We start from the raw sequence: 26,466 nt of genomic DNA, 5'->3' as shown, positions 1-26,466 counted from the left end.
TAAGCATAGTGGGTGTCTGGGGTGTTTGCTTTCTTCTGGATAATTACAATGCAGTAACTTTGGCCTAGTTCGTACTGCTGCCTACGGTGAATTGTTGGATTGGGTTGTTCAATGTAAGTTTACCGGTTGCCTGCTCATTTGCCCTAATCCAAACACGGGGACACCGAATCACCAGAGGTAATGCCCGCGTTAAGCTGGCACGGCCTTAGCTTGACAGACGGTGAATCAGTCTATTGCTTATCGCGTTTAACTTATGCCAGTTCCAGTTTCCCAAGCCGCCACCGTAGCAACGTATGTCCTCAAGCAGAAGCTTGCGGGCCGTAAGCATTACCCGCTCGTGATGATGTTGGAACCCCTCTTTCGCTGTAACTTGGCGTGCGAGGGCTGCGGTAAGATTCAATTTCCCGACCACATTCTGAAGAAGCGTGTATCCGCTGAGAAGGCGCTGGCTGCTGCGGAAGAGTGCGGCGCACCGATGGTTTCCATCGCTGGTGGCGAACCACTGATCCACCCGGAAATTCAGGAAATCGTCGAAGGCCTGATCAAGCAGGGCAAATACATTTACTTCTGCACGAATGCGCTGCTGCTCGAGCGCGCGCTCAAGAAGTTCAAGCCGAACAAGCAGCTGAGCTTCTCGGTCCACATGGACGGCCTGAAGGAAGAGCACGACCACTCGGTTTGCCGTGACGGCACTTACGAGATCGCGCTCTCGGCCATCAAAAAGGCGGTCGACATGGGCTTCCGCGTGACGACCAACACCACGCTCTTCAACAATGCCAACCCGGAGCGTGTTCGCGCGTTCTTCGACGAGATGGTGAAGGCGGGTGTTGAAGGTATGATGCTTTCCCCGGGCTACGCCTATGAAAAGGCTCCGAAGCAGGACATCTTCCTGGGGCGCAACCTGACCAAGGTGCTCTTTAAGAAGATCCTCGGCGACTCCAAGAAGGAGTGGCAGTTCAACCACTCGGCCAGCTTCATGGCCTTCCTCCGTGGCGATATCAACTACGAGTGCACGCCTTGGGGCAACCCGACTTACAACGTCTTTGGCTGGCAGAAGCCATGCTACCTCCTCGCTGACGGCTACGTGAAGACCTTTAAGGAGCTGATCGAAACCACCGAGTGGGAGAAATATGGTCGCGCAGGCAAGGGCACGGACGAACGTTGCCTCAACTGTATGGTCCACTGCGGCCACGAAGCCACTGCGGTAAACGATACTTTCTCGCCGGCAGGTATGGTGCGCTTTATCAAGGCTGCCATGACTTTCCGCCGCCCGGCCACCTTCACCGCTGAAGAGCTCGAATTGCTCGAAAATCAGCCCGTCTACGAAGGCGCACACTCCTGTGCTTCCAGCTCGGGTAATGGTGAAAAGTCCGGTCGTGACGAGCTGATGGAAGCCATGGCTGCTTCCCGTGGTCAGCAAGAGGTCAAGACCGGCGAAGAGCCAATCTCCCGCAGCTAGTTCGGTGATTCACAGCGAGCTTGCTGGAGTTCATTTCGCTATCCCGCATGAAGGCCTTGCTGCTCCACTTGACGATCTTGCTCTGGGCGTGTGCCTTGAGCGCGCAAACCCGGACTTGGACGGATGCCGAAGGCCGATCGTTTGAGGGAGTGTTGCTTAGCCACACGCCAATGACGGTCTTCATTGAGCGCACCAGCGACAAGCGCCAGTTCACCATTGAGCGCAGCAAGCTGTCTCAGGCGGATAACGACTTTCTGGACGAAATGGACCGCCAGCAGCGGGTGAAGGAGTTCCTCGCGAAGACCCCGGACTCCTTTGAAGACGCGGTTAAGCTGTCCGAGCGCAAGAAGCTGCCCGCCTTTATTGTCTACCGCAATCAGGAGCCGGAAGACAAATTTCTGGCGGCGGTCGACCGGTTGCTCGATCAGCCAGAATTTCAGGCCAAAATCAAGGGGCGCGCGGTGTTGGTGGTCATCACCCAACGCGAAGACGATCTGGAGCGCCGCATTGGCAGTTGGACGGCGGAGTATCCCGATGCTTGCCGCGCAATCTTCTTCGGCTCGCAGAATCAATCGCTCGGACCGTTTATGCGCGATTCCGTCCGGGCAAAGGAAGATAGTAGTTTTAAGGTGTTTTTGGCGGATGTTGAAGAGCAGTTGACCAGTGCCGAGGAGAACAGTATGTTTTAAACATGCCCGTCTCGAAACTGCCCTTGTTTGTCACCTTACTCTTTTCGCTATTTACCACTTCTTTGGTTGGCGCGCAGACGCGCACTTGGACGGATAAGCAGGGGCGCGGATTCGAGGGGCTACTCCTGCGGCATGACAAAGAAAGCGTCTTCGTCGAGCGCACGAGCGACAAGCGCCAGTTTACCCTGCCGCGCAGCACTCTCTCGGATGCGGACAATGTTTTTCTGGATGAGCTGGACCGGCAGGAGCGCCTCAAGGAGTTTCTCAAAGACACGCCAACGAATTACGACGACGCTTTCGAGAAAAGCGTCGATGAGCAGATGCCGATGTTGATCTTTTATCGTAACGGCGCGGGCTACGCTGAGTTTGATGCGATGGTCGCGAAGTTTCTCACCGATCCGCAGTTTCAAGAGCGCATTAAGGATAAGCTGTTTGTGGTCGTCGTGAAGGACAAGGATGTGAGCCTGGAGGGGCTGATTTATAGCCACGTTGACAACTCGAGTAACGCCTGCATGTCGCTGATCAAGGAGACGCGCGTTTACGGCAACCGCAGTTTTGTGGACATGCCGACGGACCGCTTTCTCGATTCTGTCGACGGTCTTTGGAAAAACTATAACCAAAGCATTCATTAGGGCACGGCGGCAATCGCTTGCATTGTCGACCAAGCTGCGTTACCCATTCGCGCATGAGCCACCTGCCGCCCAAAGACTGGGATCTCGTTAAGACTACTCATCACGCTGACTGCAAGGTCTATGAGGTCGTGAAAGAGCGCTTTCGCCATCCGGGCGACGGGCGCGAGGATGATTTCTATACCATGAAATGCCCCGATTGGGTGCTGGTGCTCCCGCTGACGACGGATGGGAAAATCGTCATGGTGCGGCAGTTCCGCTTTGGCACGCGGCAGCCGTCCTGGGAAATGCCGGGCGGCGTGATTGATCCGCACGAAAACGACCCAATGGTTGCCGGCCCCCGTGAGATGACCGAAGAGACTGGCTACGTGGGCGGTGCCCCAAAATACCTCGGCTGGTGTCACCCGAACCCCGCGCTGCAGAACAATCGCGCGCATTTCGTGCTGATTGAAAACTGTGAGCTGAAGCACGAGCAGGACCTCGACCCCAATGAGGAGATGCAGGTCAAGGTCTTCACGCTGGCGGAAACCCGCGAGATGATGGCGCGGCAGGAGATCACGCATTCCATGGCGCTCAATGCACTCTTCTGGCTGGATCGATATCTCGCTGGCGAGCCGACAACGATCAGCCAATAATCGCACTGTCGGCATACAAAATTCGGAATATCTTTGCATTGGTGCCTCGCTCCGTATGAACCTTTCTTTATGGCAAATCCCTACAAGCTAATCGGTGTCGGCTCCCCGGTGGTCGACACACTCGCGAACGTAAATGATGACTTTCTGGTGGCCCATGTCGCTGGAGCCAAAGGCGGCATGGAGCTGGTTGATGCCGCGACCATCGCCGGCATCATTGGCAAGATGGATACGCCGCTCGTGCAGGCACCCGGTGGCTCGGCGGGTAACACCGCCGTCGGCGTCGCGAATCTCGGCCTGCCCACGACTTTCCTCGGAAAGCTCGGCAACGACGACAACGCCGCCTTCTACCGCGACAGCTTTAAGGCGATCGGTGGTGACATCGCCCGTTTTAAGAGCGCAGACGTGCCCAATGGCCACTGTCTCTCGATGGTCACGCACGACTCTCAGCGCACGATGCGCACCGACCTCGGTGCCGCGATGACGCTCTCGCCGGACGATGTTACCCCGGAGGATTTTGCCGGTGTGGACCATGCTCACATTGAGGGCTATCTACTTTTCAACCGCGACTTGCTTTTCCGTGTGCTCGAATGCGCCAAGCTCGCTGGCTGCACCGTGAGCCTGGACCTGGCTTCGTTTGAAGTCGTGGGCGCGGCTAAGGACATTTTGGCCGACATTTTGCGCGACTCGGTAGACATCGTTTTCGCCAACGAAGACGAGGCGGGTGCCTTCACGGATATGGGCGACGACTATATGGGGATGGCCGCGCATTTGGCTAGCCTGTGTGACATCGCCGCCGTCAAGCTCGGCAAGGCGGGCTCATTGATTCAACAGGGCGACCAACTGCATCGCATCGAGCCGTTAATCGTCAACAACGCCATCGACACGACTGGTGCTGGCGACCTTTGGGCGGCGGGCTTCCTTTACGGCTGGCTCTCGGGCAAGGACTTGCCGACCTGCGGCCGCTACGGTTCGATCCTTGGCGCAGAGGTGGTCCAGGTAATGGGCGGCGCGATTCCGGCCGACCGCTGGGAAGTCATCCGTGGGCAACTTGCCTAGATTGGAGCAGCGTTGGTTGGGGCATTGTCGCGCCAACCGCGTCACCTTAGCCGCCGCAGAGGCGGGTTGGAACCGCTTGGTCGAAGGTTATGGTGCTGCCAGTCGGCATTATCATAATTTCGATCATCTCGATCATTGCCTGAGGTTGCTCGATGAGCACTCAGGCTTGGTTGCGAATCCTACCGCTGTGGAGTTCGCAATCTGGTTTCACGACTGCGTTTATGATTCCAGGTGCCACGATAACGAAGCCCGGAGCGCGGCTGTTGCTCACGATTTTTTCCATTTGGATGAGGTCTTGGGAGAAGAGGTTGCTCAACTAATTTTGATTACGGAGCATCGGAAACAGCCACCGGCTGGAGATCCGGAAATGATCGTTGATATCGATTTGGCGATTTTGGGTGCCTCGCCCGATGTTTACGCTGCTTATGCCTCGAATGTGCGTCGGGAGTATTCTTGGGTTGCTCCAGATGACTATCGTGCTGGTCGCTGTCGCGTGCTGAAGGGATTCCTGGAGCGTGACCGCATCTATAATGCGGCATGTTTTAGGGAGGCTTACGATATGCAGGCCCGCGAAAATATGCAGCTAGAGCTTGATCGGTTGCTTGATGAGAACGCGCTTTAGATCTTTAAAAAAACGCAGTCCGAGGTGTGAAGTCCCCGGACTGCTTTCTGGCTAAAAAGGGCATTATGCCCCGGAAAATGGATCGCTGCTATAACGTTAAGCGTTGGGCAGGATAATGCATATCACCTGATTTGGCTGTATTGCAGTATATTATTTTCCGGAGTTCAAGCGCTGTTCCCACTCAAATTCCGAACTGGTCACGGAGTGCTCCAGGCGGCGGGTGCGGCGGTCCAGTTCCTCAAAAGTGCGTTGGAGGCGTCGCAGTGCCTGTTGGCGGGAGCTGGATATGGTGGAGTAAAATTCCAGCTCTTCATCGGATTCAATCGGTGCCATGGGAGCAGGCTTCATGATGAGGCCAAGGATCACGTAAACGGCGATGCCGAGCCAGAAGCCCGTGAGGGCGATCGCGATGATCATGGCTAGGCGGACCCAGGTCACCGGCATGTTGCGCCAATCGGCGAGCCCCTGGCAGACGCCCAGCAGCCAGCCGTGGCGTGAGCGATAGAGGGGGAGGGAAGGCGGTGATTGTCTCATAGTTGGGTGCGTTCGGGTTGCTTTTCTTTGTCGATGACGATCGTTTCAAGGGCGTCGATGCGCTTTTCCATTCGCTCCAGACCCTGGTGAATTTCCTGAAGGATTTTCGTTTCTTCGGCAGAGAGATTCTTGGAACTCAGCGCACTGCTGCCCTTGATGATCGCCGTGATGGCGATCGCGGCACCGCATAGTACCGGGATGCCAACGATGACGAATATCAAGAGGGCTGTGGACATGATGTTATAATACGGTTCGTGGTGTCAGCTTGCGAGGCGATTACTTCTTGCCGCCGATTTTTTCCTTCAGGCCGGCCAGTTCGGCTTCGATCTCGTCGTCTTGCGCCAGGCGGGTGAACTCATCTTCGAGCGAAGGCTTGGTCTTCGGGTTGACGAGGTCGGCCTCGGCTTCCAGACGGTCGATGCGGGTCTCGAATTGCTCGAACTTGGCCGCCGTATTCTTGACGTTAAATTTGCGGATATCGGTCTGCGCACGCTTCTTGTTGGTGGCGTGTTCGTGGCGCTGCACGAGGACGCGTTGCTTGTCGCGGGCTTGCTCCAGCTTGGCTTCGAGCTCGGCGATGTCGGCTTGGTATTGGCCAACCACGTCGGCGTGAGACTCGGCTTCGGCGGTAAGCTTTTCAACGCGTTCAGCATAAGCGCGCTTTTCGAGAAGGGCCTCGCGGGCGAGGTCTTCGCGGCCCTTGGAGAGGGCGAGCTCGGCCTTGGTGGCCCAGTCGGCGACCTTTACCTCGGCCTCGGCGCGAGCGCGGTCGACTTTGGTGCGTTCGGCCATGCATCCGGCGCAGGAGGCCTTGAGCTCAACCAGCGTGTCTTCCATCTCGCGGATGACCTGCTTGAGCAGCTTTTCGGGATCCTCAGCCTTGTCGAGCATGGCGTTGAGGTTCGAGCTAACGATATCGCGGAATCGGGAGAATATGCCCATGGTGTTTAGTGTGTTGAAGTTGTGAAGTGTTGATGTGTGTAAGTTGTCGTTTTGTGCCATTACTATAGAACGAAGTGTGCCAACGCGGTTTTTAATTTTGTAAGTCGTTGTTTTATAAGTGAATAATGGTAATTTGATGGGCGATTTTCTGTTTGTTCGTCTTAGCGAATTTGCTTGATAAATAGCGAAAAACGCTAAAGAATTATCGAAAATGTATGGGCAGGATGAGCCATTGGGGGAGTCGGATGCGTTTCTGGATTTTCAGTCACGCCTGAGCCGCGCGGCACCGGTGGAGCGCCCGGTTCTACTGGTGGGTGAGCGCGGCACGGGTAAGGAATTGGCGGCCCGGCGCTTGCATTATTTATCCAAGCGCTGGGACGGTCCACTGATCTCGCTAAACTGTGCGGCGCTGAGCCCGGGCGTGCTGGAGAGCGAGCTTTTTGGCCACGAGCAAGGGGCGTTTACGGGGGCCGCGCGTCGACGGGAAGGCCGCTTTGAGGCGGCGGATGGCGGCACGTTTTTCCTCGATGAGCTGGGCCAGGCACCGCTGGAAGTGCAGCGCAAAATCCTGCGCGTGGTGGAATACGGGGTGTTCGAACGCGTGGGCGGCAGCGAACCGGTCGAGGTGGATGTGCGGCTCGTCGCGGCGACCAACGCTGACCTGCCAGCACTGGCCAAAGCCGGGAAGTTTTTGCCTGACTTATTGGATCGCCTGACGTTTGAGGTGCTGGCTCTGCCGCCCCTGCGGGTGAGGCGTGGGGATGTCAGCCTGCTCGCCAATCACTTTGCGGCTCGCATGGCTTCGGAGCTGGACCGCTACGTGCCGGACTTCACGGCTGCCGCCCGTCGCGCGTTGGAAAACCACGACTGGCCGGGCAACATCCGCGAGTTAAAAAACGTCGTGGAGCGCGCGGTGTATCGGCTCGATTCCGACGAAGACGAGATCGCGAAAGTCGACTTTGACCCATTCGACTCGCCCTGGAGTAGCCGCCTGGGGAGCGCCGAGGGAACCGCGGTGGCCAAGCCTGCGGCGGTCGAAACTGCGGGCGAAGCCGCACCTAGCTTCGATTTACCCCTCACGGAGCAGGTCGCCTCGCTGGAGGCGCGCCAGATCGCCGAGGCGCTGCGGCGCACCCAAGGCCACCAAGGCAGGGCAGCGGAGCTGCTGGGCGTTGGGTATCATCAGCTTCGACGGCTGATGAAAAAGCACGAAGCGCTAATCGAGCTGTAGGCGCGCAATGCGTTTGGTCAGCGAATAAAGCTGCTTTTGAATTTCCACGAAGTCGTTCTCCAGCAAGTAGATGCCAAGCCGTTCCTTTTCGCGGTCGCGGAGTGATTGCTGCAATTGCTCGCGGGCGGTTTTCAGCTTTTTGCGGACCTCCGGTTGCGCATCAATGGCGGACTGGGAGAGCGCCAAGTTGCCGTTGATCAGTGATTCGCGAATGCCATGGAGCAGCTCAAGCGTTTGCGCCTGCATGCTCCCGAGGGCCTCGCCGCGGGCTTGGCTGACGACGGTATGCGAGTCCCGCCGCTGCTTGGCCAGGCTGCGCAACGAGCCGCCACCGAGCTCGGCAATGTTCTCCCAATAGTTGGCAATGGAGGCGATCTGGTGCAGGCGGCTCGATTGGGCCGGCTGGAGATCGCACGAGGCGAGGCTGGAAAAATAGGTTACGAGGCCGCGATGAAGTTGGTTGATTTGCTCACTGCGTTTTTCGATGGATTCCAGATCGGCCGCGTCGTTTTGGAGAAAGGCTTTGCCTGAGGCCTGAACCTGATCGATGGCGTACTGCGCCAGGTCGACCACTTCGAGCCGGGCCTGTTCCAGTGCCTCGTTGGGGGTTGCCAGGTAGACCGGATTGATGTGGCGCGGCGTGGCGATGTCCGCCTGGTCGGCTTCGCGGATGGGGACGATTTTGCGGACGATTGCTGCGAACGGCCCCACGAACCCAATGAAGAGCAATGTGTTGGCGATGTTGAAAATGGTGTGGGCATTGGCGATTTCCCGAGCGGTGTCGTCGGGGGAAATCATTTGCACGAGTGCGGCTAGCTGCGGGATGAACCACCCGAAAACGATCACCCCGGCGAAGTTAAACATGAGGTGCACCACGGCGGCCTGCACGGCTTCGCGGGGCTTGCCAATGGCGGCTAGGAGCGCGGTGACACAGGTGCCGATATTGGCACCAAAGCACAGCGCGATACCGGCCTCCAGCGAGATGACGCCTTGTCCGGCGAGGACGATTACGATGCCGGTGGTCGCGGCCGAGCTCTGCACCAGTGCGGTAAACAGCGCCCCGGCGAGGATGCCCAGCAGCGGTGCCTGCATGCTCTCCATCAGCTCGATAAATGGCGGGTAATCACGCATGGGCGCGGCACTTTTGCTCATCTGGTCCATGCCGAAGAAGATCAGGCCTAGGCCGAGGATTAAGCCGCCGATGACGCCTAGCGTTTTCTTCCGAAACAGAAACACCAGGAAAAAGCCAGCTGCCGCCGTTGCCACGCCCCATTGGGTGACGTTGAAGGCGATGATTTGCGCCGTGACCGTCGACCCGATATTGGCGCCCATGATGACCGGTATTGCCTGCTCCAGCGACATCACGCCCGCCGAAATAAAGCCCACCAGCAGCACGGTCGTGATCGACGAACTGTTAACCGCCGCAGTGACACCCGCACCCGTTGCCGCGCCGGCCCAGCGGTTGACGGTCAACTTGGCCAGCATGTTGCGCAGCTTATCCCCGGCCACGGCCTTGAGGGCCTGTGTCATCTGGTCGAGGCCGAAGAGGAAAAAGCCCAGCCCGCTGAGCAGGCCGATGATTATTTCCGCGACGGGCAAGCTGGCGCTTTCAGGTGGCATGGGGTTGTGGATGAATAGCTTATGAGTCTGCGCGCAGGTTGGCTAGAGGAAACTGTATGGCTGGCTGCCATGGAAAACACGATACCTACAGTAACTCATCCAGCTTAGGTGCGACTTCGATGCCTTTTTGCGAGATGTTCCATCCAGCTCCTTTGGGGCGATTAGGGTTTTCGTAATCTTCAGACAATAGAATCAGGACGTCCCAACGGCCATTGCTGCTTTGGAAGGCTGAGCCGCTGACAGCGCCTCCTGCGCCAAAGCCTAAAAGGCGTGTCTTGACGGTTAATGAGCCAGAATCAGCTGTGGTTGTAGTATGGCTATCCGAGAATAGGGAAGACTGCATCAAACGGTCCCGTTTAAATACAATGATGCCGATATCGTTCTGAAGTTCCTTTTCCGCAGACCAGTTAGCAGCCCAAATGATGTCTTCCTTTGCAACTTGTCCGTGGAAGAGTGAATACTTATTGGTCAATCTGTGCGAAGGTATTTCTTCAACCTTTAGACTTATCAAATCGTCGATTACGAAAGCTTGTTTGATCTCCTCTGAAGTCGGTTTGCTCGGGCCTCGGCAACCGCTCAAAATAAAGGCTAGGCATAGAGTGATGATCAAGTATTGCACGCCAATTGATATCACCTTGTGTTCGGGCTTGTCGCTAAACCACGCTCCAGCCCAGCTCCTGTCCGGCCCACATGGGGACGACGTCGCCGTATTTCTCGGGAATGGACATGGCTTCGTCGCGCAGGGTGATGATCTTTTCCGGCGGGGTGACGCCGTAGATGCGGTGCGCGTTGTCGGAGACAAAGGCCTGGAGCTTGTCCAGCGCGTTGTGCTTGGCAAAGAGATCCGCCATGAGCGGGAGGGTGATTGGCGCGGTGAAGACGCCGGCCGCGCAGCCGCAGCATTCCTTCTTGTGCTGGGGGTGGGGGGCGCTGTCGGTGCCGAGGCTGAGCTTCGGGTGGGCGGAGAGGGCGGCGTTGAGCAGCGCGTCGCGGTCGTCGGGCCGTTTCGCTATGGGCTTACAGAACAGGTGCGGATTGAGCATGCCGCCAGCCACGTCGTCGAGCGTGATGATCAGGTGGTGCGCGGTGACGGTCGCGTGGAGGTTGTCAAACTTGTCGAGCAGGGCCACGGCGTGGGCGGTGGTGATGTGCTCCATGACGATTTTCAACTTCGGAAACTTCGTCGCGATCTGTTCGTAAACTGTTAAAAATTCGCGCTCGCGGTCCATCACGAAGCCATTGGTCTCACCGTGGACGAGCAGCGGAATGCCAAGCTCTTCCATCAGCGCCATGGTGGATTCAGCCTCGGCGAGCTCCTTCACGCCGCCCTCGGAGTTGGTAGTAATGCCGGCCGGGTAGAGCTTGATCGCGGTGATATACGGCATGGCGGCTTCGAGCTCTGCGCGTGTGTAGGAGCGGAAAAAGAGCGTCATGAACGGCTCGAAGTCGTCGCCCGCGGTCGCGGCCAGGATCTCGTCGCGGTAGGCGAGGAGGCGGTCCAGGTTGTCGACGGGCGGCACCAGATTGGGCATGATGATGGCACCCGAAAAGTGCTGCGAGGTCAGCGGGGCAACGGTCTTAAGCATCTCTCCTTCGCGGAGGTGCAGGTGCATATCGAGCGGCGACTTGAGTTTGATTTCCATCGCGGGCTACGCTACACCCGTTCCGTGCTTTCAGAAAAGACTATTTCCCCGTTGTTGATTTTTTCGCTGTTGGTGGCGTTTTTCTGCGCGCCTTTGAGCGCTGAGAAATACGATGCCAGCCGTGTGCAGGAATACATTGACGCGTTGGTGGACCGCGATTTGAACCAGTCCATCATTGTTGGCGTGATCGACCTTTCCGGACAGAATTACCTGACGGCCGGGCAGATTTCCAAAGACGACCCGCGGCCACCGAAGCCGGACGACCAATTTGAGATCGGGTCGGTGTCGAACGTCTTTACCGCCACGGCTACGTCGGCGCTCGTCGTGGACCGCCAGCTCACTTGGTCACAGCCGGTGAACGCCTTTATCCCCGACTATGTGAACACGCCGCACTTCGGCCACTTGCCATTGCTGCTTATGCACCTGGCCACGCACACCAGCGGTCTTCCGCACAATCCGCCAAACCTCCAGCCCGCCAATCCGCTGGACCCGTTTGCGGACTTCTCGCACCACCATGTCTACATGGGAATCACCGTGATCGGGCTGACGATTCCGCCGGGGCAGGAGTATCAATTTTCCATGTTTGGCTACGGACTGCTCGGCCATGTGCTGACGCTGCGGACCAATAAGACCTACGGCGAAGTCATCGACACCTATGTGTCGCGTCCACTTGCGCTGAAGGACACCACGGCCTCGCCCGATCCGGAGAAAATGATCCCTGGGCACAATGGCCGACAGGTCGTCCCGAACTGGCATTGGGATGGCTTGGCCGGTGGCGGTGCAATCTGCTCATCGGCGCGCGACTTGTTGCGCTTCGTCGCGGCAAACATGCAGATGATCAAACTCGATACCGACGACATCCGCGCGATTAAGACCACGCAGAATGTTTACATGAAAACCTCCATGCCCAACACCAGCGTCTGCTACGGCTGGCATTTGACGCAAAAAGGGCTGGCCCCGATCTATTGGCAAAATGGCAAGACGGCAGGCTACTCGGCCTACGTTGGCTTTAATCCCAGCACCCGCACCGGCTGTGTGGTGCTCTCGAACAGCGGACAGGGGCTGGATGATGTCGGCTTTTACATCTTGGATCCCGAGCAATATCCGCTGCCCAAGCCGCCGCCGAGTGGCATTCGGCCGGTGAAGCAGCTGCGCAATTATGTGGGCGTTTATCGGGTGGGGCCGGATGCAGATATCATCATTACCAATGACGGCGGCAAGCTCTACGCGCAGATCCCCGGGCAGCCGAGCTATCGCGTCTATCCGGTCGGCCCAAATGACTTTGCCTACGCCACGGGAGATGTCCGCATCAGCTTCAATGAGAATCGTGGCCGCGTCGATTCACTGACCATGATGATCGGCCTGAAGAAGATTAACGGAAAGCGCGTGCAGTAGATATTTTACTGCCGCTCGCGCAGTTCGGCCCGTCGCATCGGCATTCGATCAATTTGGGCGAAGACATTCTGCAGCTCAAAGTTGCTCCAGTCGAATTGTGCTTTGGCACCACCATCCAAACCAATCAGGACAAGGTCTTGGTCTTTCAATTTCGACCCAATTTGCTCGATCAGTTTGCCCGACTCAACCGGTGGCGTGTCTAAGAAGCGATACCACAAATGGTCGCCTTCAGTGTAGAGGACAACCAGCTTTCGATCCAGCAGTTCCGGTGCGTATTGATCCAGCTCGAGATTGAATGCCGCCAATTGCTTTTCGTTTTCAATTTTGGCCAGCAGTATACGATGCTCCCAGCGAAAATCCTCAAGCGATTTGGCGGATTCCTGCGCCAATAATGGCGCGCTGAATGCGGCAAAGCCGGTAACGATAGCGCTTAATTTCATGCCTACAATATAAGGCAACAGGCGCTTATCGCAAATGGATGGCTGAATCTAAAGGGCGTATTTCAGGGCCTTCTTGCCGTGCATCAAGGTCAGGTGGTTCTGGCCGCCGGGCTTTTCGGACTTCTCGGTGTGGCCGATTTGCTGGGCGTCCAGGCCGAAGCTTTCGATCGCAGCGAGGACCTTCTTTACCTTGCTCTTCGGGACGAAGACTTCGAGGCGGTGGCCCATGTTGTATACCTGATACATTTCCTTCCAAGTGGACTTGCTGGCCTTTTGGATCGCCGTGAAAATCGGCGGCAGCGGCATGAGGTTGTCCTTCACGAAGTGGACCTTTTTACCGAAGCGCAGGCACTTGGTCTGACCGCCGCCGGAGCAGTGGACGAGGCCGCGGATGTCGTCGGGAAATTCCTTGAGCAGCTTGGCTACAACGGGTGCGTAGGTGCGGGTCGGGGAGAGCAGGGCCTCGCCGACGGTCATGCCGTCCGCGCCGGGTAGCTCGTCCTCGAGCTTGTAAGGACCGCAGTAGACGAGCTCTTTGTCGGTCGTGGCGTCGTAGGTTTCGGGATACTTTTCGCGGTAGTAGGGGCAGAGCAGGTCGTGGCGGGCGCTGGTTAGGCCGTTGCTGCCGATGCCGCTGTTGGGCGCGGACTCGTAGTTGCACTGGCCAGCGGAGCTGATGCCAATGATCGCCAGACCGGGCTTGATCTTGTCGCCCGTGATAACCTTGTCGCGGTTCATGACGGCGGTTGCGCAGGAGTCAACGGTCACCGTGCCGACGAGGTCGCCGACGTCCGCGGTTTCACCGCCGCCGCTTTGGATGCCGAAACCGAACTCGCGCAGCGTGCCGAGAAAGTCTTCTGTGCCCTGAATGAGCTCCGCGAGCGCGGCGCCGGGGAAGCGGCGGGCATTGCGGTTGACGGTGCTGGAGAGCAGCACGCCGTCAGTCACGCCGACGCAGAGCAGGTCGTCCACGTTCATGACGATGCTGTCCTGGGCGATGCCGCGGAAAACGGACGCGTCGCCGGTCTCCTGATAGTGCAGGTAGGCGACGTTGGACTTGGTGCCGCTGCCATCGCTGTGGATGACGTTGCACTTCTTCTTGTTGCCGGTCAGATAGTCCTCAGTGATCTTGCAGAACGCGCCCGGAAAGAGCCCGCGGTCGAGGTTGTCCACGGTGGCGTGAACTTCTTTTTTGCTGCTGGAAACGCCGCGCGCGGCGTAACGGCCTTGGTCTTTAGTCGTCTTGGGCATGGTTCCTAAATAAGAGTTGGGTAGTGTGTCCTTATGGCAACCTATATTTGATCGGCGTAAGTAATGTCGACAACGAGAACTCGTTTTAAGGCGTGGTCGACACGGTAGAGCAAAACATATTCATCGATAATCAGTCCGCAGACATCTCCATCGCTGTCACCCTCGGAAAAATCCGGTTCGCGAAAAGGATCTTTTCCCAGTTTGCGCACTTCGTAGAGAAGTCTGGTGCCGTCCTGTTTAACCTTGGCGAGAAGGAAATCCGTGCAACGTTCGCTGATGAAAACGTCGTAATTCACGGACTAATTATCTTTTAAGCGAGCTTCAAACTCCTCCAATGATACCCAGGCACCGGGTGTCTTATCGTCAATTCGCCGGGTGATTTCGGCTCTGTAAGCTTCGTTTTCGCGTAATCGACGCAGGACCAAATGGGCCATTAGACGCTTGCGGTCAGTTGGCTCAAGGCGATCTACCTCGTCAATTAATTGCGTGATGCTCATGCTAAAAGCCTAGTCGCTTAACTGAAGTTGTCGAACTTTTCCTTAGGGTTGAGGTACGCCTTTACTCCGCCAAAAACTTCTCCAGGTGCGCCTTGAGCTGGTCGTGCTCGGTGCAGACGGGGAGGTCGCTATTTTCCTGGGCGAATTGGTCGCTGGGGCGGAAGAGGAACGCGCGGTTTGCCGAGCGGAGCATGGTCAGGTCGTTGTAGGAGTCACCGGCGGCGGCGATCTCGAAGTTCAGGCTCTGCAGGGCGCGGACGGCCTTTTCCTTTTGGTTGTCCTGGCGGAGCTGATAGCCGGTGATGCGGCCTTCCGGGTCGACGATTAACTCGTGGCAAAAGAGAGTCGGGAAGCCAAGTTGGGCCATGAGCGGCTGCGCGAACTGCGCAAAGGTGTCGGACAGGATGATGAGCCGCGACTGGCTGACGAGCCATTCGGTAAACTCCTTGGCACCGGGCAGCGGGGTGAGCTCGCCAATGACTTCCTGGATCAGCGGCAGGCGGATGTCGTGCTTGGCCAGGATGTCCAGGCGGTAGTTCATGAGCACGTCATAGTCGGGCTCGTCGCGGGTCGTGCGCAGCAGGGCGTCCACTTTCGTGCGCTCGGCAACGGCTTTCCAAATTTCCGGGATTAGCACCCCTTCCAAGTCCAGGCAAACTAACTTCATGGCGTGCATCTTCACGCGGGCGCGCGCGGGGTCAAGGGCAACGTGCCGTTGCATCCAGAAACTTTCAGCCTGCAATGACGCTCAATGCTGCAAGCCGTTCTGGGCAAGCTACTTTTTAAAATGAGCCTTGGCCGCCTTGAATGCCTCGTTGTATTCGCGGGTCTTTTTCTCTGCCAGCTCGACCAGCTCTTCGCCGAGATCGGCGACGCGGTCCGGGTGGTAGCGCTTCAGGGCGTCGAGGTAGGCTTTTTTAACGGCGGAAAAGTCGGCGTCTTCCGAGACGTTGAATACCGCACGGAAGTCTTTGGCGGAGTTCTTTTTCAGGGCCGGTGGGTTGGCCTCGGGGCGTGGCGGAGGCTTGGATTCCTGTTTGGCGTAAGTCGGCCCGCTTTGTTCGAACAAGTGGTCTTTTTTATAATGACGCTTCAGCGTGAGGCGTGCGTTGGGGTAAATGCGGCGCATTTTCTCCATGGCCTCGCGGGTGGTCTCCGCTGGCAGCGACTCAGTGAACTCGGTGCCATCGGGCTGCACGAGCTGAAATTCAAACCACGGTTGATCACGTTGTGGAATCATCGGCGCGTAACTCTAGCGTTGCTTCCGGGGCTGGCAACTCCAGATGATTTTATCCGCCTTTACGCTGCCCGGGGCAATCTCTCAGTGACGCCTGTGGCCATCTTGCTTCAGGCAATTAGGCGCATCGTTCTGTAGTGATGACTCGAATCTCCCCCAGCTCGCTTGTATCAAAATATTGAGCCGAAAATAGGTAACTTTTCTAAATTGTGGCGGTTCTTTTACGAAAAATAAGTCAAAAACAAGCGTTTAGGGCTGTTTAGGTTGGAAATTTGGATGTTTTACCTTTCCATTGTTTAGCAATATAAGTTATATTAAACTATCTCCGCAACACCCGTTACGGCCATCAGAAATTTAATAACCAATACATTAACAACTAATCACTACGGACCGGCATGAAAACAGTAGCCATCATTGAAGACCAGACCGCCGTTCGCGAAATGATTGCGGACATCATCCGCTCGACGCCCGGCTTTGAAGTCATCGCCGAATCCGGCGAGGGGCAGGAAGCACTTAATATCTGCCTGGAGCAGAAGCCTGATTTTATCGTTCTGGACATTATGTTGCCGGGGCTCAATGGCGCGGAGGTCCTCCGCCGCATTGCCAAGCAACTGCGCAATTCGCGTGTGCTGGTGTTCTCCGGTTACCAGAATCCGTCTTTGGTTCGTGAACTCTTGCAGGCCGGTGCCCACGGTTTCGTGGAAAAGTCCGCGCCGCTTTCCGAGTTGCGCAAGGGCATTGATATCGTCGCCAACGGCGGCAGCTACTTTGGCCCGGAAGTCGCGCAAATGCTGCGTGAAGCCGTGCTCAACCCGAGCGCCAACGCCAAAAAGGGCGTCGAGGTGCTCACGGCCCGCGAGCGCGAAATCCTCCAGCTCATTGCCGAAAGCTACAGCACCAAGGAAGTTGCGCAAAAGCTCAGCATCAGCGTGAAGACAGCGGAAAACCACCGCACCAACCTGATGAAGAAGCTCGATCTGCACGACGTCGCCAGCTTGACGCGTTTCGCAATCCAGCACGGCCTCGTCGAAGGCATGGTCCGCACCCCCCAACAAACCGCCTAAGCCAACCTCCCGGCCAGAGCTGAGCTTGTTGAAGCTTGGATCGATAGATTTGCCCAGTGGGCAAATGATCTTTTTGAAAAGCGCGTTCCCCACTGGAGCGCGTTTTTTTGCGGATGTCTGGCGGATACTTAGTGGATCGCGAATTTCCACATTCGCATACTATCTACGATTTATAAAAACAGATGGATAGTAAGCGAATGTGGAAATTCGCGATCCGCTTAGCATCCGCGTTCCGCTAGACACCTGCATCCTTCCGCTCTACTGCCGCGAACGCTCCGCCAGGATTTCCTCGATCAGCGGATGGCCGCCGAGGGTATCGGTGCGGAAACACCTGAGGCCGGGCAAGCCGTGTTCCGCCCCGGTGCAGATCTGCGCGATGTCGCCGCCTTCTCCGGCGTGTCGACCGGGCCCGAGGAACAGCAAGGCCACGACCACCGGGCTGGAGATGTCCACTTCGCGCAGCGCGCGCTCCAGCAGGGGTTCGTTAAAATCATACTCCGGTCCGTCGCGACGCTCCATTGAGGCCACGGTGAGCGACCGGCAGCGCTGGCCAAGCTGTTTGCGCAACTGATCGCCGATTGCATTGCGCGCTTCGGTGACTTTGGGCTCCGGGCTGCCGTGGTCGACGAGGATTACGCCGGGCTGCTTGAGCTGGCGTCGCGCAATTTCGCGGTCCACGCGCTCAGCCAGGGCGCGGGCGATGCGGTCATCGTTCTCGGAGGGGGCGAAAAGCGGCGGGGCGAATTCTACCTCGAAATCAGCCCAGTCGGGGTTTTCCTGGCGCAGCTTTTCGATGCGTTCGGGCAGGTATTCGGTGAGTGCGCGGCTGGGGCCGATGAAATAGGGCAGGACGCGGAAGTGACGTTGCCCGGCGTTGAGTCGGCGTCGCAGGGCGGGCAAAAAGGTCTCGGCGGGAATGCTGTCGAGTTGCTCCGGGGGGACTTTGCTGGAGTGCAGCACCGACACCGGCGAGACCAGTCGGCCGAGGCGTTCGGTGAGGTTCCCAGCCGTCCGGCGAAGGGCGAGGGTGGCGTCGGCGCGCAGCGATCCGTTATCGACGAGGAGCAGGGCCGGTTCCGGCGCGGGTTTTTTTACGTTGACCATATTAATGACTTGCGCCTGATAGGCGGCCTGCAAAACTATGGCGGCATGTCTCGCGTTTTCAACTTCGCCTTTGTATCTTTATTTGCAGTTCTTCTTTTCTCCGGTTGCTCGGATACCGACCCAAAGCCTAGCGACACCATTATGGGGAGTCCTACTCGACCGGGCGGCAGTGATGTCATCAACGGCGAGTATTATGGCGACGTAGCCGGCGGTGGCCAGGGCTTTACCCAAGGCAACGCTTGGGACGACGGCCTCGAAGACCGCGACAGCCTGAACAGCGGTTTTGGTGACGGCATGAATGGCGGTCCGCAAAACGTGATCGAGTCTATTTACTTTGGTTTCGACCAATACAGCATCCCACCGGCAGAGCGCTCCAAGGCGGACGCAGCTGCCGACTACCTGCGCAGCAATCCCGGCGCGCGCCTGATTGCCGAAGGCCACACCGACGCTATCGGCACCTCGGAATACAATAACGGCCTCAGCGACCGCCGCGCTAACAGCGTGAAGACTTACCTTGAGCAAATGGGTATTGACGGCAGCCGCGTGGAAATCCTCGCTATGGGCGAACTCCAGGCTGACCAAAGTGCTACCAAGGGCAGCGAAGCCTCCAAGCAGGATCGCCGTGTGGACCTGATTGCGGTCCAGTAGTTTCCCGAATTGGGTCGGCTCGACCGACCATGCAAATGCAAGGTTGCGGAACCGGCGTTTTGTGCTAATATGGCTGGTTCGTTTTATTTAAAATGAGTGATTCATTTTCCAGCATCGACCCGCAATCGGCCGCGTCCAAGCCCGCGAAGCCGCAGGTCCACTATGACCACACTTTCAAGGTGACTCCCGAGTATCGTGAGTCTCTGCCGGACATGCAGAATGCCGACAGCGCCAACATTCAAGGCGCGAATGTGCCGATCATGCAGGTGGGCATTAACAACTTCCGGCTGCCGCTGGCGTTTCTGACCGGCGACCAGCGTCAGATTACGCTGGAGACCTCTGTCACCGGCACGGTCTCGTTGGCTGCGGATTCGAAGGGCATCAACATGAGCCGCATCATGCGCGTGTTCTACGATTTCAAGGACCGCGTGTTTGATCTGGAGCTGCTCGAAGAGATTCTCCTGCGCTATAAGCAGGAGATCGGCAGCAGCCGCGCCCGCCTCAAGTTGAGCTTTAGTTACCCGATTCTCAAGCCGAGCCTGCGCAGTAATCTCGAAGGTTGGCAATATTACGAAGTGGCGTTCGAGGGTTTCCTCGACGACCTGAACCGCTTCCGCAAGGTCATCCACTTTGACTTCGTTTACTCGTCGGCATGCCCGTGCTCTTCCGAGCTTTCCGAGCATGCCCGCGACGCGCGCAACATTTACGGCATCCCGCACTCGCAGCGCTCCAAGGCCCGTGTGTCGCTGGAGGTCCGCCAAGGTGAGCTGATCAGCCTCGAAGAAGTGCAGCAGCTCTGCCTCGCCGCGCTCAAGACGGAGACGCAGGTCATGGTGAAGCGCGAGGATGAGCAGGCTTTTGCCGAGCTCAACGGTGCCTACGTCAAATTTGTCGAAGACGCCGCGCGCTTGCTCTACGAGCAGTTCGACGCCGATCGCCGCATCCGCGATTTCCAAATCGCCTGCGCGCATTTGGAGTCCCTGCATTCGCACGACGCCGTTGCCGTAATCAACAAAGGCCGCGAAGGCGGTTTCGACGCCGACTTCAGCGATTTCAAAGACCTCGTCTGCTAGCAGCGTGCCGCTGCATCCAGTGATTTGCCCATTGGGCAAATGTGAAGAGGCAAGGTGAGAGCGGTGCTCTAGCCATGCATCGCGTGGTCGCAAGGGAGGTCTTCGCCGGACCAAGCGCGCTTACTAGTCCAAGGTTCGTCTTCGCCGATCCAGAATGGGGCGTCGGCGCGGAGGCCGAGGTGCAGGAAACCGCAGAGACAGAGGTAAAGGCTGCCAGTGCAAATGTATTTCTCGCCGAGGGATGGTTGTGCGCCGCAGAAGCCGATGCGCAGCCAGCCTTGTTCGTCGAAGGTGTTGGCCGCGCCGAATTGACGCTGGAGCACCGCAGTCAACGCGCAGCGGACACTGGCGGGGCTCAGCTCGGCAGGCAGTTTGCCAATCAGCGCGGCTTGCGAAAGCGCCTGGAACGCGCCGATGCGGTAGGCAAGCGAGCGGCCGATGGGCGGGTACGTGCCGTCAGGCGCGATGAAGCGCTCCTGCACGACGGCGTAGCGGACCAGCCGCGCCTCGATCGGCTCGCGGAATTGTTTCCAACGCTGGGAGACCTCGCCACCTGTATTCACGATGTCGTAGAGCATCGGATGGATGACGAAGCTGTTGTAATAATCCCAGTGGAAGTCCGCGCCGTCGCCATAAACGCCGTCGCCCTTGTACCACTGCATGTGTTGGCGGATGGCGTAGTCGATCCGCATGGCGTCCCATTGGGCACCCGCTTTATAGAGAAAGGCTTCGATGATGGCGGAAAACAGCAGCCAGTTGCAGGGTGCGGGTTGGATGACGCGTGTGCTTTGCAGGCAGTTGACCACGCGGGCCTGGATTTTAGAGCTGAGCTTTTGCCATACGCTGTTCCAACTGCGGAGCAACCCTTGGGCGAGGAAGGCGGCGTCGACGAGAGGTTGGTGGCCGCCCGTGAAGTTCATCGCGTCGGGCGATTTGGGGTCCGTCGCATGCTCCATTGCGGTCAGCGTTTGCGCTATGAAATAGTCGCGCAGCACAGCTTCTTCCGGCGGGCAATGGGTATTCTCCAGCCATGGGGCGATGCCTGCCAGTGCGCGGCCAAAGGCTTCCAGGTGAGCATACTCGGCGCGAATGCCATCCAGGTGTTCCTCAATCGGCATGCGCTCGCGAAGTCTGCCGGCGGCGAGATTTTCCAAAAGTGGCTTGGCAATTTGCGTCAGTTGGTCGACCCAAATTTGGCGCGGGGAGAGGGGCGTAGTCATGTTTGAAAATGTGCTGGCTTAGGGATGCCTGGGGTTTGATTTCCCATCTAAGGTGCTCGTTTTGGCTTTGGCGATAACCTATGAAAGGTTCTTTTTGCGAAACTCCGTTGGGCTTTCTCCGTAACGTGCTTTGAAGGCGGTGGCGAAATGCTGAGTCGTGTTATAGCCGAGGCTAAAAGCGATATCGGTAATGGTGCGCGCCGAGCTGTGCAGCTCTTGGGTGGCTTGTCGAAGGCGACGCTCGTTTTGGTAGGATTGTGGTGAAACGCCCAGGTGGTTCGCGAAGAGTCGGTGAAGATGGGAGCGATGCGTGTTCAACTGCTCGGCGAGTTCGTTTACCCGAATCGGCTCGCGGCTGTCTTCGATCAAGTCAAGCGCGCGACGAAGCGTGGTCGGAAGCGTTTGCTCCGTTTGCGCATTGGCGAGGCGAACGAGTGTAGAGAGTAGCATCCACAAGTGAGCCTGCTGATCGAGCTCCGCATGTGGCGGGGGGCGATGGCAGTTATTGATGATGGACTCCAAATGCGGCAATAACTCCAGGCCGCCGGTATCCAGCCAATTGGGTAGACGCTGGAGCTGGCTCGCGAGCAATGCAGAGCCCAGCAGATTGGTTTCTACATGAATCCAATACAGATTACATGGATGTAGCAGATCATTGGGCAGCCCGTGCCATTCGTCGGGCTGACTAATTTGGATGGAGCCAGGGCCGAGGGAGTACTGCTGGCGCTCGGTGAAGTAATCAATGACGCCGCCGGTGATGACGCATATCTCGATGCAATCGTGGCGATGAGGCTTGAATGCATGGAGGCTGGAGCGGTTTCTCGACCGGCCAACCATCGGTATGGCTTCAAGCAGGGTGTCCGGGCGAAAAAAATACTCACGATGGCTCATGGGGTCATTGCAAGTTATCCGAGTGACTTTGCTTCCGCAAGAATGTTTCACGATGTCTCATCATCAAAGTTGGACGCTGATGTTGGCGAGCATCTGCTATAGTGTTGCCATGATTACCAATCCCGGAACGAAAATCGTGATCAGCAATGAGCAGCGTGAGTCATTTTTCCACAACGGATTTATTCGTTTGGACAACGTTATCAGCGAGGAGGAGCTGAACTGGTATCGTGATCGATACGACGCCATGTTCGAGGACGAGTCTAAGATTAAGCAGCTTGGAGGCAAGGACGGCAGTGGCCGCGCAACGCTGCCGCAGATACTGGGGCCGAGTAGGGAGAATCCCGAATTTTGCGAGCAGCCGTACTTTGAGCGGATGTTGGATGTGTCGCGGCAACTGTTGGGGCCGACGGCGGCGTTCAAGTTCGACCACATGATTTTAAAGCCGGCAGGCTTTGGGAGGGAGACTCCCTGGCACCAGGATCAGGCTTATCATCAGCCGACACACCGTTACCTGAATATTAATTTCTGGATGCCGCTGGAAGATGTGAGCATTGAAGATGGCTGCATGCAATATGTGCGCTACACGCATGGCGGCGCAGTGGTCCCGCATCGCTATTTGATTCCCGGTTGCAACACGAGCGCACTGGTGGCGGATAATCAGGATTTCTGGATGGCCAATGCTACGCCATTGCCTTGTCCAGCAGGCAGCGTGTGTCTGCATCTTAGCTATTGTATGCATTACGCCTCTGCTAACACCAGCAGCCGCCCGCGCCGCGCCTACATCTCTATTTTCGAGGCGGATTCCGAGCCACTGGCCGAGCCGATTCACTTGCCTTGGCAAGAGGACCCTTACTGGCCGGATTTGGCACCGCAGGCTTGAGCTAATTCTTGCCTTCGTCCTCGGAGTCTTTGTCGCGATCGGTTGCTTTTTCAGCCTGAGATTGCATCACGAGCGGGACAGAACTCTTAATGTGCAAGTCGCGCTGCGGGAACGGAATTTCGATACCTTCTTCTTTAAAGCGGTCCCATATTTCGAGGAGCACGGCGCTTTGAATATTGGCCACGCCCTCGTGCGGATCGCGGATCCAGAAGCGGAGTTGCAGGTCCACCGAACTATCGCCAAAACCCTTGAGCAGGCAGATCGGCGCGGGCTCTTTGATGACGCGCGACTGCTTGGCCGCGGCGGCTTTACAGATTTCAATCGCCTGGTGCGGGTCCTCTTTGTAGGAGATGCCGACATCGATTTTTATCCGCACGCGATCGTGCGTGAAGGACCAGTTGACCACGCGCTGGGTGATCAGGTCTTCGTTCGGAATCAGGTGCTCGGTGCCGTCGCGGGTGATTACGGAGACGTAGCGCGCGCGCAAGCTATTGATCCAGCCGTAGGTGTCATCGAGCTCAATGACGTCGCCTGGTTTGATCGAGCGGTCCGACAGGAGGATGAAGCCGCTGATCAGGTTGGAGACGATTTTTTGCAGACCGAAGCCCAGGCCAAGGCCGAGTGCGCCGCCAAACACCGTGAGCGCCGAGAGGTTGACGCCGACCGACGTCAGCCCGACGACCATGGCGATGATGATAAAAAAGATGCGGATGATTTTGCCGATTAACGCGCGGGTGGAGGCGTTGATGCGGTCAATGGTGTCCACCCGTCGCTCGACGAATTGCGAAAACCCAATGCCAATCCAGAGCGCGACCGCGAGTGAGGCGGCCACGGTGAAGAGCTTCCACAGCGAGAGCGATTCACCGCCTGCGGGAATGGGTAGGGTGATAGTCTCCAGAAAATCGACCACGGCATCGTCCACCGTGAGCACCATTGCAGCGCTCATTAAAAATAAAATCCCCGCCGTGGATTGCGCCCAAAAACGGTCGCGGATAAACGACGTGACGACGCCGATCACCGTCCACATGACGAATAAAGTCGCCGCGACCCGAAAGACCGGCGTGGCAATTTCGGCCATCGCCATGGCGGCAGCGAGCACGGCCATCACCAGAGCAAGGATCGGCAGCTCGGCGTTTTCCTTGAACCAGATCTTCGGGTTATAACGCTCGTTGGGGTCCCCCGTTTTTCCACGGAAAACTGAGAATATCGCCAGCCAAACCACGCCGACGACAATGACCTGCCACCAGTTCTCAGGCTTTGCTGCTTCGACGGTGGGGCATAGCCATTGCAGGGCGTTCATGCCGTTTATCATTGGAGGTAAACGGCGCTAAGTCAAGCCGTGTGAGGGGTTTACGGTCCCTCGATCACCGCGAGGGTTAGGTCGTCTTCCATGGTGATCTCGTCCCCGATCTGGCGGACGCGCTCGGTAATGGAGTCCGCCTGATGCTGCGGGGAGAGCTGCACGGTGGCGCGGATCAGCTGTTCAAAAGTCAGCTCGCCATAAGCATCGAGGATTTCGGGTAGGCCGTCCGTATAGAGAAAAAGACGGTCGCCGGTCCCGAGTTCGCCCTGGATTGGCTTTGATGACGGTTCGTCCATCAGGCCGATGGCCATGCTTTCGGAGAACTCCAGTTTTTCGAGTGTGTGGGTGGCTTTGCGCCAGACAAACGGGGGCGGGTGCCCGGTGTTTGCGGCAGTGTAGGTTAGGTGGCCGCTCTCGGTGAGCAACAGGTGGCCGCAGATCGCGGACATGAACCGGTTGTTAAACTGGCCGAGCAGCAGGGTGTTCAGGCTGGTGAGAAATTGCTCGGGATCGCCGTCGTATTGCGAGGCAAGCTGGTCCGTCAAGTGGCGCACGAGCACGGTGTACATGGCTGCGGACAGGCCGTGGCCGCAAACGTCGCCAATGAAGAAGAATGTAAATTTCTTGGGCGTGACGGGGAAGACAATAATGTCGCCGCCAACGGCCTCCATTGGGCGGTAGGATACGCCGACGGTCATGCCGTCGAAGTCCGGGACGCGACCGGGGATCATCAGCTTTTGCACTTGGCGCGCGCTTTCGAGGTCACGCGAGAGAATGTCGTTGTGATGCTGGATCATCGTGCGTGCGTGATGCTCGTCGGTCATGTCGCGGGTGATACCGAGGATGCCAGCGATCTTTCCGGACTCTAAAAAGAGCGGTACCTTGGTGGATGAGACCCAAGTAATGCTGCCGTCGGGCCAGACTTCGCGCTCTTCTTTGTTAATGACGGGCTTGCCGGTGAGAATGATCTGCCGCTCGTCCTCGAAGGCGTCCCGTGCGTGCTCGTCGTCGAAAAAGTCGAAATCGGTTTTGCCGATCAACTCGTCCGGATTGTTGCAGCCATGCTTTTCCGCCATGGCCTGGCTGACGACCAGGAAGCGGCTGCGCAAGTCCTTGAAGTAAACGCGGTCAGGCGTTTGCTCCATCAGCGCCTGAAACAGCTTTCGGCTGCCAGGTGCCATTGGGCGTGCGGTTTCTCCATCAGACATGGCTCCAAGGCTATGTAGCGCTTGCCTGAAATCAACTCATTTGCCGTCAGTTTTTAGACAACTTTTGTAAATGAAGAAGCGCCGGCCTCGAAAGGCCGGCGCTCCCATCATTGCAACGAGTATAGGAGAAAAAGTGTGCAGGGAGAGACAAATAATGAAGTCTTCCCGAGTCGTTCCCGGAAGGATTTTTTCGTGACTTTTGTCCCTTTGCTGGTTGCTGAACTTGGTCGATGGAGATTGGAAATCAAGGGTTAAGTCTCAATAAGCGCAAAAACATTGGCCAATATACGTAATTTCCCTGATTCCATGCTGGATTCCGCCGTATAGGCTATGTTGAGGCAGTGTTGTGTATATTGTTCCAAAGTTACGTGGTTGAGATTCGGCTAATCGAGCCGATAATGAATGCTAACTTGTTTGCCCATACCCATGAAACATCCCCGTAGACCCGCATTTACCCTAGTTGAACTCCTGACCGTGGTCGCCATTGTCGGCGTATTGGCGGCTATCCTTATCCCGGTAGTTGGAAAGGTGCGCAATAAAGCCCATGAAACGACATGCGCATCCAACCTGCGCCAGTTGCACATGGCGATCATTGCCATGTCCAACGAAAACAATGGGGTGCTGCCTGCCGCACAGACTACGGTGGAGGATGGCAATAATCAGTTCTGGGTGAACGCGGTGCTGGATTACGTGGACTATCCCGATTCAGAAGAATTTAAGGCGGAGTTTTCTTGCCCAAGTTGGGAGGGGAACTCTGCTGGCAAGCACTGGTATCTGGGCTACGCCTATAATGAAAATCCCGCATACATGGGCGATAGTTCAGGCATAACCAAGAACACGGATAATCGCGGCGAGAACTACCGACTTAAGTCAGATGGTTCTGGTCCGCAATACAATCTTAGCGTGGTTACCTTTCCTTCCAATCGATTGATGTTCATCGATTCGAAGGCTTGGCACATTAATAAAATGGTGGGTAGTAAAGAAGAGATTCAACCTGATTTTGATCGCCATGGCGACTCCTGTAATGCGGTGTTTTTCGATGGGCACGTGGAGAGCATGAACTCGCTCGAAGCCGTTCGCCTGAGCGTTGCCGATCCGCAAAAGTATTCGCCCGATGCGCAATCGGGTGAGGGGTGATTCCCCAAGCGTTTTAGAACGAATTACAAGTAAGCTCCGGCCTGAACGACCGGGGCTT

30 protein-coding genes are annotated in these 26,466 nt (G+C 57.1%); 13 read left to right on the top strand and 17 right to left on the bottom strand.

Features of this window, described 5'->3' with window-relative positions; genetic code table 11:
* The first annotated feature begins 253 nt into the window (after positions 1–253).
* From hpnH to O3S85_RS12230, 6 genes are all read left to right on the top strand, one after another.
* Complete coding sequence (gene hpnH, locus O3S85_RS12255; RefSeq protein ID WP_269540671.1) at positions 254–1,459, top strand: adenosyl-hopene transferase HpnH; 1,206 nt, start codon at positions 254–256, stop codon at positions 1,457–1,459.
* Positions 1,460–1,506: 47 nt separating this feature from the next.
* The gene (locus tag O3S85_RS12250; protein WP_269540670.1) at positions 1,507–2,148 is read left to right on the top strand and encodes a hypothetical protein; all 642 of its coding nucleotides are present in this window, start codon (positions 1,507–1,509) and stop codon (positions 2,146–2,148) included.
* A gap of 2 nt (positions 2,149–2,150) precedes the next feature.
* Positions 2,151–2,780: a hypothetical protein gene (locus tag O3S85_RS12245; protein ID WP_269540669.1), complete on the top strand. Its 630-nt coding sequence runs from the start codon at positions 2,151–2,153 to the stop codon at positions 2,778–2,780.
* Between the two features lie 53 nt (positions 2,781–2,833).
* Positions 2,834–3,412 (top strand): NUDIX hydrolase, encoded by a 579-nt coding sequence (locus O3S85_RS12240; protein ID WP_269540668.1) that lies wholly within the window; start codon positions 2,834–2,836, stop codon positions 3,410–3,412.
* Between the two features lie 69 nt (positions 3,413–3,481).
* Positions 3,482–4,468, top strand: coding sequence for an adenosine kinase (locus O3S85_RS12235; RefSeq protein ID WP_269540667.1), 987 nt, complete (start codon positions 3,482–3,484; stop codon positions 4,466–4,468).
* Entirely contained in the window at positions 4,452–5,090 is a 639-nt protein-coding gene (locus O3S85_RS12230) for an HD domain-containing protein (protein WP_269540666.1), read from the top strand. Before O3S85_RS12235 ends, O3S85_RS12230 begins: the two co-directional genes overlap by 17 nt.
* Before the next feature lie 150 nt (positions 5,091–5,240).
* Here O3S85_RS12230 and pspC read toward each other — a convergent pair whose 3' ends face one another.
* From pspC to pspA, 3 genes are read right to left on the bottom strand one after another with little or no spacing between them, the layout of a single operon-like run.
* A complete protein-coding gene (gene pspC / locus O3S85_RS12225) occupies positions 5,241–5,624 on the bottom strand; it encodes an envelope stress response membrane protein PspC (RefSeq protein WP_269540665.1) in 384 nt (127 codons plus the stop codon).
* Positions 5,621–5,860, bottom strand: a complete 240-nt coding sequence (locus O3S85_RS12220) for a hypothetical protein (protein ID WP_269540664.1) — start codon at positions 5,858–5,860, stop codon at positions 5,621–5,623. The genes pspC and O3S85_RS12220 overlap by 4 nt, the downstream gene beginning before the upstream one ends.
* Before the next feature lie 40 nt (positions 5,861–5,900).
* A complete protein-coding gene (gene pspA, locus O3S85_RS12215) occupies positions 5,901–6,566 on the bottom strand; it encodes a phage shock protein PspA (protein ID WP_269540663.1) in 666 nt (221 codons plus the stop codon).
* A gap of 211 nt (positions 6,567–6,777) precedes the next feature.
* Here pspA and pspF point away from each other — a divergent pair, with 211 nt between their 5' ends.
* Positions 6,778–7,797, top strand: coding sequence for a phage shock protein operon transcriptional activator (gene pspF / locus O3S85_RS12210; protein ID WP_269540662.1), 1,020 nt, complete (start codon positions 6,778–6,780; stop codon positions 7,795–7,797).
* Here the strand turns inward: pspF and O3S85_RS12205 are convergent.
* The 3 genes from O3S85_RS12205 to pyrC all read right to left on the bottom strand — a co-directional run bounded on the left by O3S85_RS12205 (position 7,783) and on the right by pyrC (position 11,060).
* Positions 7,783–9,417 (bottom strand): Na/Pi cotransporter family protein, encoded by a 1,635-nt coding sequence (locus O3S85_RS12205; RefSeq protein WP_269540661.1) that lies wholly within the window; start codon positions 9,415–9,417, stop codon positions 7,783–7,785. The two genes, pspF and O3S85_RS12205, sit on opposite strands and share 15 nt — an antisense overlap.
* Positions 9,418–9,502: 85 nt before the next feature.
* Complete coding sequence (locus O3S85_RS12200) at positions 9,503–10,036, bottom strand: hypothetical protein (RefSeq protein ID WP_269540660.1); 534 nt, start codon at positions 10,034–10,036, stop codon at positions 9,503–9,505.
* A gap of 34 nt (positions 10,037–10,070) precedes the next feature.
* Entirely contained in the window at positions 10,071–11,060 is a 990-nt protein-coding gene (gene pyrC / locus O3S85_RS12195; RefSeq protein ID WP_269540659.1) for a dihydroorotase, read from the bottom strand.
* A 93-nt stretch (positions 11,061–11,153) separates the two neighbouring features.
* On the opposite strand from pyrC, the gene O3S85_RS12190 reads away from it, so the two are divergent.
* Positions 11,154–12,455: a serine hydrolase gene (locus tag O3S85_RS12190; RefSeq protein WP_269540658.1), complete on the top strand. Its 1,302-nt coding sequence runs from the start codon at positions 11,154–11,156 to the stop codon at positions 12,453–12,455.
* Between the two features lie 5 nt (positions 12,456–12,460).
* Here the strand turns inward: O3S85_RS12190 and O3S85_RS12185 are convergent, their stop codons facing one another.
* From O3S85_RS12185 to O3S85_RS12160, 6 genes are all read right to left on the bottom strand, one after another.
* Positions 12,461–12,895, bottom strand: coding sequence for a DUF4174 domain-containing protein (locus O3S85_RS12185; RefSeq protein WP_269540657.1), 435 nt, complete (start codon positions 12,893–12,895; stop codon positions 12,461–12,463).
* A gap of 48 nt (positions 12,896–12,943) precedes the next feature.
* A complete protein-coding gene (locus tag O3S85_RS12180) occupies positions 12,944–14,146 on the bottom strand; it encodes an AIR synthase-related protein (RefSeq protein ID WP_269540656.1) in 1,203 nt (400 codons plus the stop codon).
* A gap of 41 nt (positions 14,147–14,187) precedes the next feature.
* A complete protein-coding gene (locus O3S85_RS12175; RefSeq protein ID WP_269540655.1) occupies positions 14,188–14,442 on the bottom strand; it encodes a hypothetical protein in 255 nt (84 codons plus the stop codon).
* A gap of 3 nt (positions 14,443–14,445) precedes the next feature.
* Complete coding sequence (locus tag O3S85_RS12170) at positions 14,446–14,643, bottom strand: hypothetical protein (protein WP_269540654.1); 198 nt, start codon at positions 14,641–14,643, stop codon at positions 14,446–14,448.
* Positions 14,644–14,704: 61 nt separating this feature from the next.
* The gene (gene thrH, locus O3S85_RS12165; RefSeq protein WP_269540653.1) at positions 14,705–15,310 is read right to left on the bottom strand and encodes a bifunctional phosphoserine phosphatase/homoserine phosphotransferase ThrH; all 606 of its coding nucleotides are present in this window, start codon (positions 15,308–15,310) and stop codon (positions 14,705–14,707) included.
* Between the two features lie 108 nt (positions 15,311–15,418).
* Complete coding sequence (locus O3S85_RS12160) at positions 15,419–15,883, bottom strand: J domain-containing protein (RefSeq protein WP_269540652.1); 465 nt, start codon at positions 15,881–15,883, stop codon at positions 15,419–15,421.
* A 392-nt stretch (positions 15,884–16,275) separates the two neighbouring features.
* On the opposite strand from O3S85_RS12160, the gene O3S85_RS12155 reads away from it, so the two are divergent.
* Positions 16,276–16,944 (top strand): response regulator, encoded by a 669-nt coding sequence (locus O3S85_RS12155; RefSeq protein WP_269540651.1) that lies wholly within the window; start codon positions 16,276–16,278, stop codon positions 16,942–16,944.
* A gap of 258 nt (positions 16,945–17,202) precedes the next feature.
* Here the strand turns inward: O3S85_RS12155 and O3S85_RS12150 are convergent, their stop codons facing one another.
* Positions 17,203–18,048, bottom strand: a complete 846-nt coding sequence (locus O3S85_RS12150; protein ID WP_269540650.1) for a sirohydrochlorin chelatase — start codon at positions 18,046–18,048, stop codon at positions 17,203–17,205.
* A gap of 45 nt (positions 18,049–18,093) precedes the next feature.
* Here O3S85_RS12150 and O3S85_RS12145 point away from each other — a divergent pair, with 45 nt between their 5' ends.
* Together O3S85_RS12145 and folE2 are read left to right on the top strand one after the other, a co-directional pair.
* Positions 18,094–18,696, top strand: coding sequence for an OmpA family protein (locus tag O3S85_RS12145; protein ID WP_269540649.1), 603 nt, complete (start codon positions 18,094–18,096; stop codon positions 18,694–18,696).
* Between the two features lie 92 nt (positions 18,697–18,788).
* Positions 18,789–19,769, top strand: coding sequence for a GTP cyclohydrolase FolE2 (folE2, locus tag O3S85_RS12140; protein WP_269540648.1), 981 nt, complete (start codon positions 18,789–18,791; stop codon positions 19,767–19,769).
* Positions 19,770–19,837: 68 nt separating this feature from the next.
* Here the strand turns inward: folE2 and O3S85_RS12135 are convergent, their stop codons facing one another.
* Both O3S85_RS12135 and O3S85_RS12130 read right to left on the bottom strand, forming a co-directional pair.
* Positions 19,838–20,989, bottom strand: a complete 1,152-nt coding sequence (locus O3S85_RS12135; protein WP_269540647.1) for a DUF2264 domain-containing protein — start codon at positions 20,987–20,989, stop codon at positions 19,838–19,840.
* Between the two features lie 78 nt (positions 20,990–21,067).
* Positions 21,068–21,880 carry a helix-turn-helix transcriptional regulator gene (locus O3S85_RS12130; RefSeq protein WP_269540646.1) on the bottom strand — a complete coding sequence of 271 codons (813 nt, stop codon included), beginning with the start codon at positions 21,878–21,880 and terminating at the stop codon, positions 21,068–21,070.
* A gap of 109 nt (positions 21,881–21,989) precedes the next feature.
* Between O3S85_RS12130 and O3S85_RS12125 the strand changes: the two genes are divergently transcribed.
* Positions 21,990–22,760: a phytanoyl-CoA dioxygenase family protein gene (locus O3S85_RS12125; RefSeq protein WP_269540645.1), complete on the top strand. Its 771-nt coding sequence runs from the start codon at positions 21,990–21,992 to the stop codon at positions 22,758–22,760.
* A gap of 1 nt (position 22,761) precedes the next feature.
* Here O3S85_RS12125 and O3S85_RS12120 read toward each other — a convergent pair whose 3' ends face one another.
* Positions 22,762–24,060, bottom strand: a complete 1,299-nt coding sequence (locus tag O3S85_RS12120; RefSeq protein ID WP_269540644.1) for a mechanosensitive ion channel family protein — start codon at positions 24,058–24,060, stop codon at positions 22,762–22,764.
* Positions 24,061–24,110: 50 nt separating this feature from the next.
* Complete coding sequence (locus O3S85_RS12115) at positions 24,111–25,271, bottom strand: PP2C family protein-serine/threonine phosphatase (RefSeq protein WP_269540643.1); 1,161 nt, start codon at positions 25,269–25,271, stop codon at positions 24,111–24,113.
* A 474-nt stretch (positions 25,272–25,745) separates the two neighbouring features.
* Between O3S85_RS12115 and O3S85_RS12110 the strand changes: the two genes are divergently transcribed.
* A complete protein-coding gene (locus tag O3S85_RS12110; RefSeq protein WP_269540642.1) occupies positions 25,746–26,408 on the top strand; it encodes a prepilin-type N-terminal cleavage/methylation domain-containing protein in 663 nt (220 codons plus the stop codon).
* The last annotated feature ends 58 nt before the right edge of the window (positions 26,409–26,466 follow it).

Origin of the sequence: Cerasicoccus sp. TK19100, assembly GCF_027257155.1 — a bacterium.
Classification (GTDB): domain Bacteria; phylum Verrucomicrobiota; class Verrucomicrobiia; order Opitutales; family Cerasicoccaceae; genus Cerasicoccus; species Cerasicoccus fimbriatus.
Note: the sequence above shows the minus strand (reverse complement) of the source record. Positions and strands in the feature narration are given on the sequence as shown.

Bases quoted from the DNA above. Each gene is read 5' to 3' on its own strand.
- thrH (WP_269540653.1), bottom strand. From the start codon at position 15,310: ATGAAGTTAGTTTGCCTGGACTTGGAAGGGGTGCTAATCCCGGAAATT.
- O3S85_RS12160 (WP_269540652.1), bottom strand. From the start codon at position 15,883: ATGATTCCACAACGTGATCAACCGTGGTTTGAATTTCAGCTCGTGCAG.
- O3S85_RS12245 (WP_269540669.1), top strand. From the start codon at position 2,151: ATGCCCGTCTCGAAACTGCCCTTGTTTGTCACCTTACTCTTTTCGCTA.
- O3S85_RS12220 (WP_269540664.1), bottom strand. From the start codon at position 5,860: ATGTCCACAGCCCTCTTGATATTCGTCATCGTTGGCATCCCGGTACTA.
- O3S85_RS12240 (WP_269540668.1), top strand. From the start codon at position 2,834: ATGAGCCACCTGCCGCCCAAAGACTGGGATCTCGTTAAGACTACTCAT.
- O3S85_RS12155 (WP_269540651.1), top strand. From the start codon at position 16,276: ATGAAAACAGTAGCCATCATTGAAGACCAGACCGCCGTTCGCGAAATG.
- pspA (WP_269540663.1), bottom strand. From the start codon at position 6,566: ATGGGCATATTCTCCCGATTCCGCGATATCGTTAGCTCGAACCTCAAC.
- O3S85_RS12135 (WP_269540647.1), bottom strand. From the start codon at position 20,989: ATGACTACGCCCCTCTCCCCGCGCCAAATTTGGGTCGACCAACTGACG.
- O3S85_RS12125 (WP_269540645.1), top strand. From the start codon at position 21,990: ATGATTACCAATCCCGGAACGAAAATCGTGATCAGCAATGAGCAGCGT.
- pspC (WP_269540665.1), bottom strand. From the start codon at position 5,624: ATGAGACAATCACCGCCTTCCCTCCCCCTCTATCGCTCACGCCACGGC.
- O3S85_RS12145 (WP_269540649.1), top strand. From the start codon at position 18,094: ATGTCTCGCGTTTTCAACTTCGCCTTTGTATCTTTATTTGCAGTTCTT.
- hpnH (WP_269540671.1), top strand. From the start codon at position 254: ATGCCAGTTCCAGTTTCCCAAGCCGCCACCGTAGCAACGTATGTCCTC.
- O3S85_RS12120 (WP_269540644.1), bottom strand. From the start codon at position 24,060: ATGAACGCCCTGCAATGGCTATGCCCCACCGTCGAAGCAGCAAAGCCT.
- O3S85_RS12150 (WP_269540650.1), bottom strand. From the start codon at position 18,048: ATGGTCAACGTAAAAAAACCCGCGCCGGAACCGGCCCTGCTCCTCGTC.
- O3S85_RS12205 (WP_269540661.1), bottom strand. From the start codon at position 9,417: ATGCCACCTGAAAGCGCCAGCTTGCCCGTCGCGGAAATAATCATCGGC.
- O3S85_RS12170 (WP_269540654.1), bottom strand. From the start codon at position 14,643: ATGAGCATCACGCAATTAATTGACGAGGTAGATCGCCTTGAGCCAACT.
- O3S85_RS12185 (WP_269540657.1), bottom strand. From the start codon at position 12,895: ATGAAATTAAGCGCTATCGTTACCGGCTTTGCCGCATTCAGCGCGCCA.
- O3S85_RS12250 (WP_269540670.1), top strand. From the start codon at position 1,507: ATGAAGGCCTTGCTGCTCCACTTGACGATCTTGCTCTGGGCGTGTGCC.
- pspF (WP_269540662.1), top strand. From the start codon at position 6,778: ATGTATGGGCAGGATGAGCCATTGGGGGAGTCGGATGCGTTTCTGGAT.
- O3S85_RS12115 (WP_269540643.1), bottom strand. From the start codon at position 25,271: ATGTCTGATGGAGAAACCGCACGCCCAATGGCACCTGGCAGCCGAAAG.
- O3S85_RS12235 (WP_269540667.1), top strand. From the start codon at position 3,482: ATGGCAAATCCCTACAAGCTAATCGGTGTCGGCTCCCCGGTGGTCGAC.
- O3S85_RS12180 (WP_269540656.1), bottom strand. From the start codon at position 14,146: ATGCCCAAGACGACTAAAGACCAAGGCCGTTACGCCGCGCGCGGCGTT.
- folE2 (WP_269540648.1), top strand. From the start codon at position 18,789: ATGAGTGATTCATTTTCCAGCATCGACCCGCAATCGGCCGCGTCCAAG.
- pyrC (WP_269540659.1), bottom strand. From the start codon at position 11,060: ATGGAAATCAAACTCAAGTCGCCGCTCGATATGCACCTGCACCTCCGC.
- O3S85_RS12130 (WP_269540646.1), bottom strand. From the start codon at position 21,880: ATGAGCCATCGTGAGTATTTTTTTCGCCCGGACACCCTGCTTGAAGCC.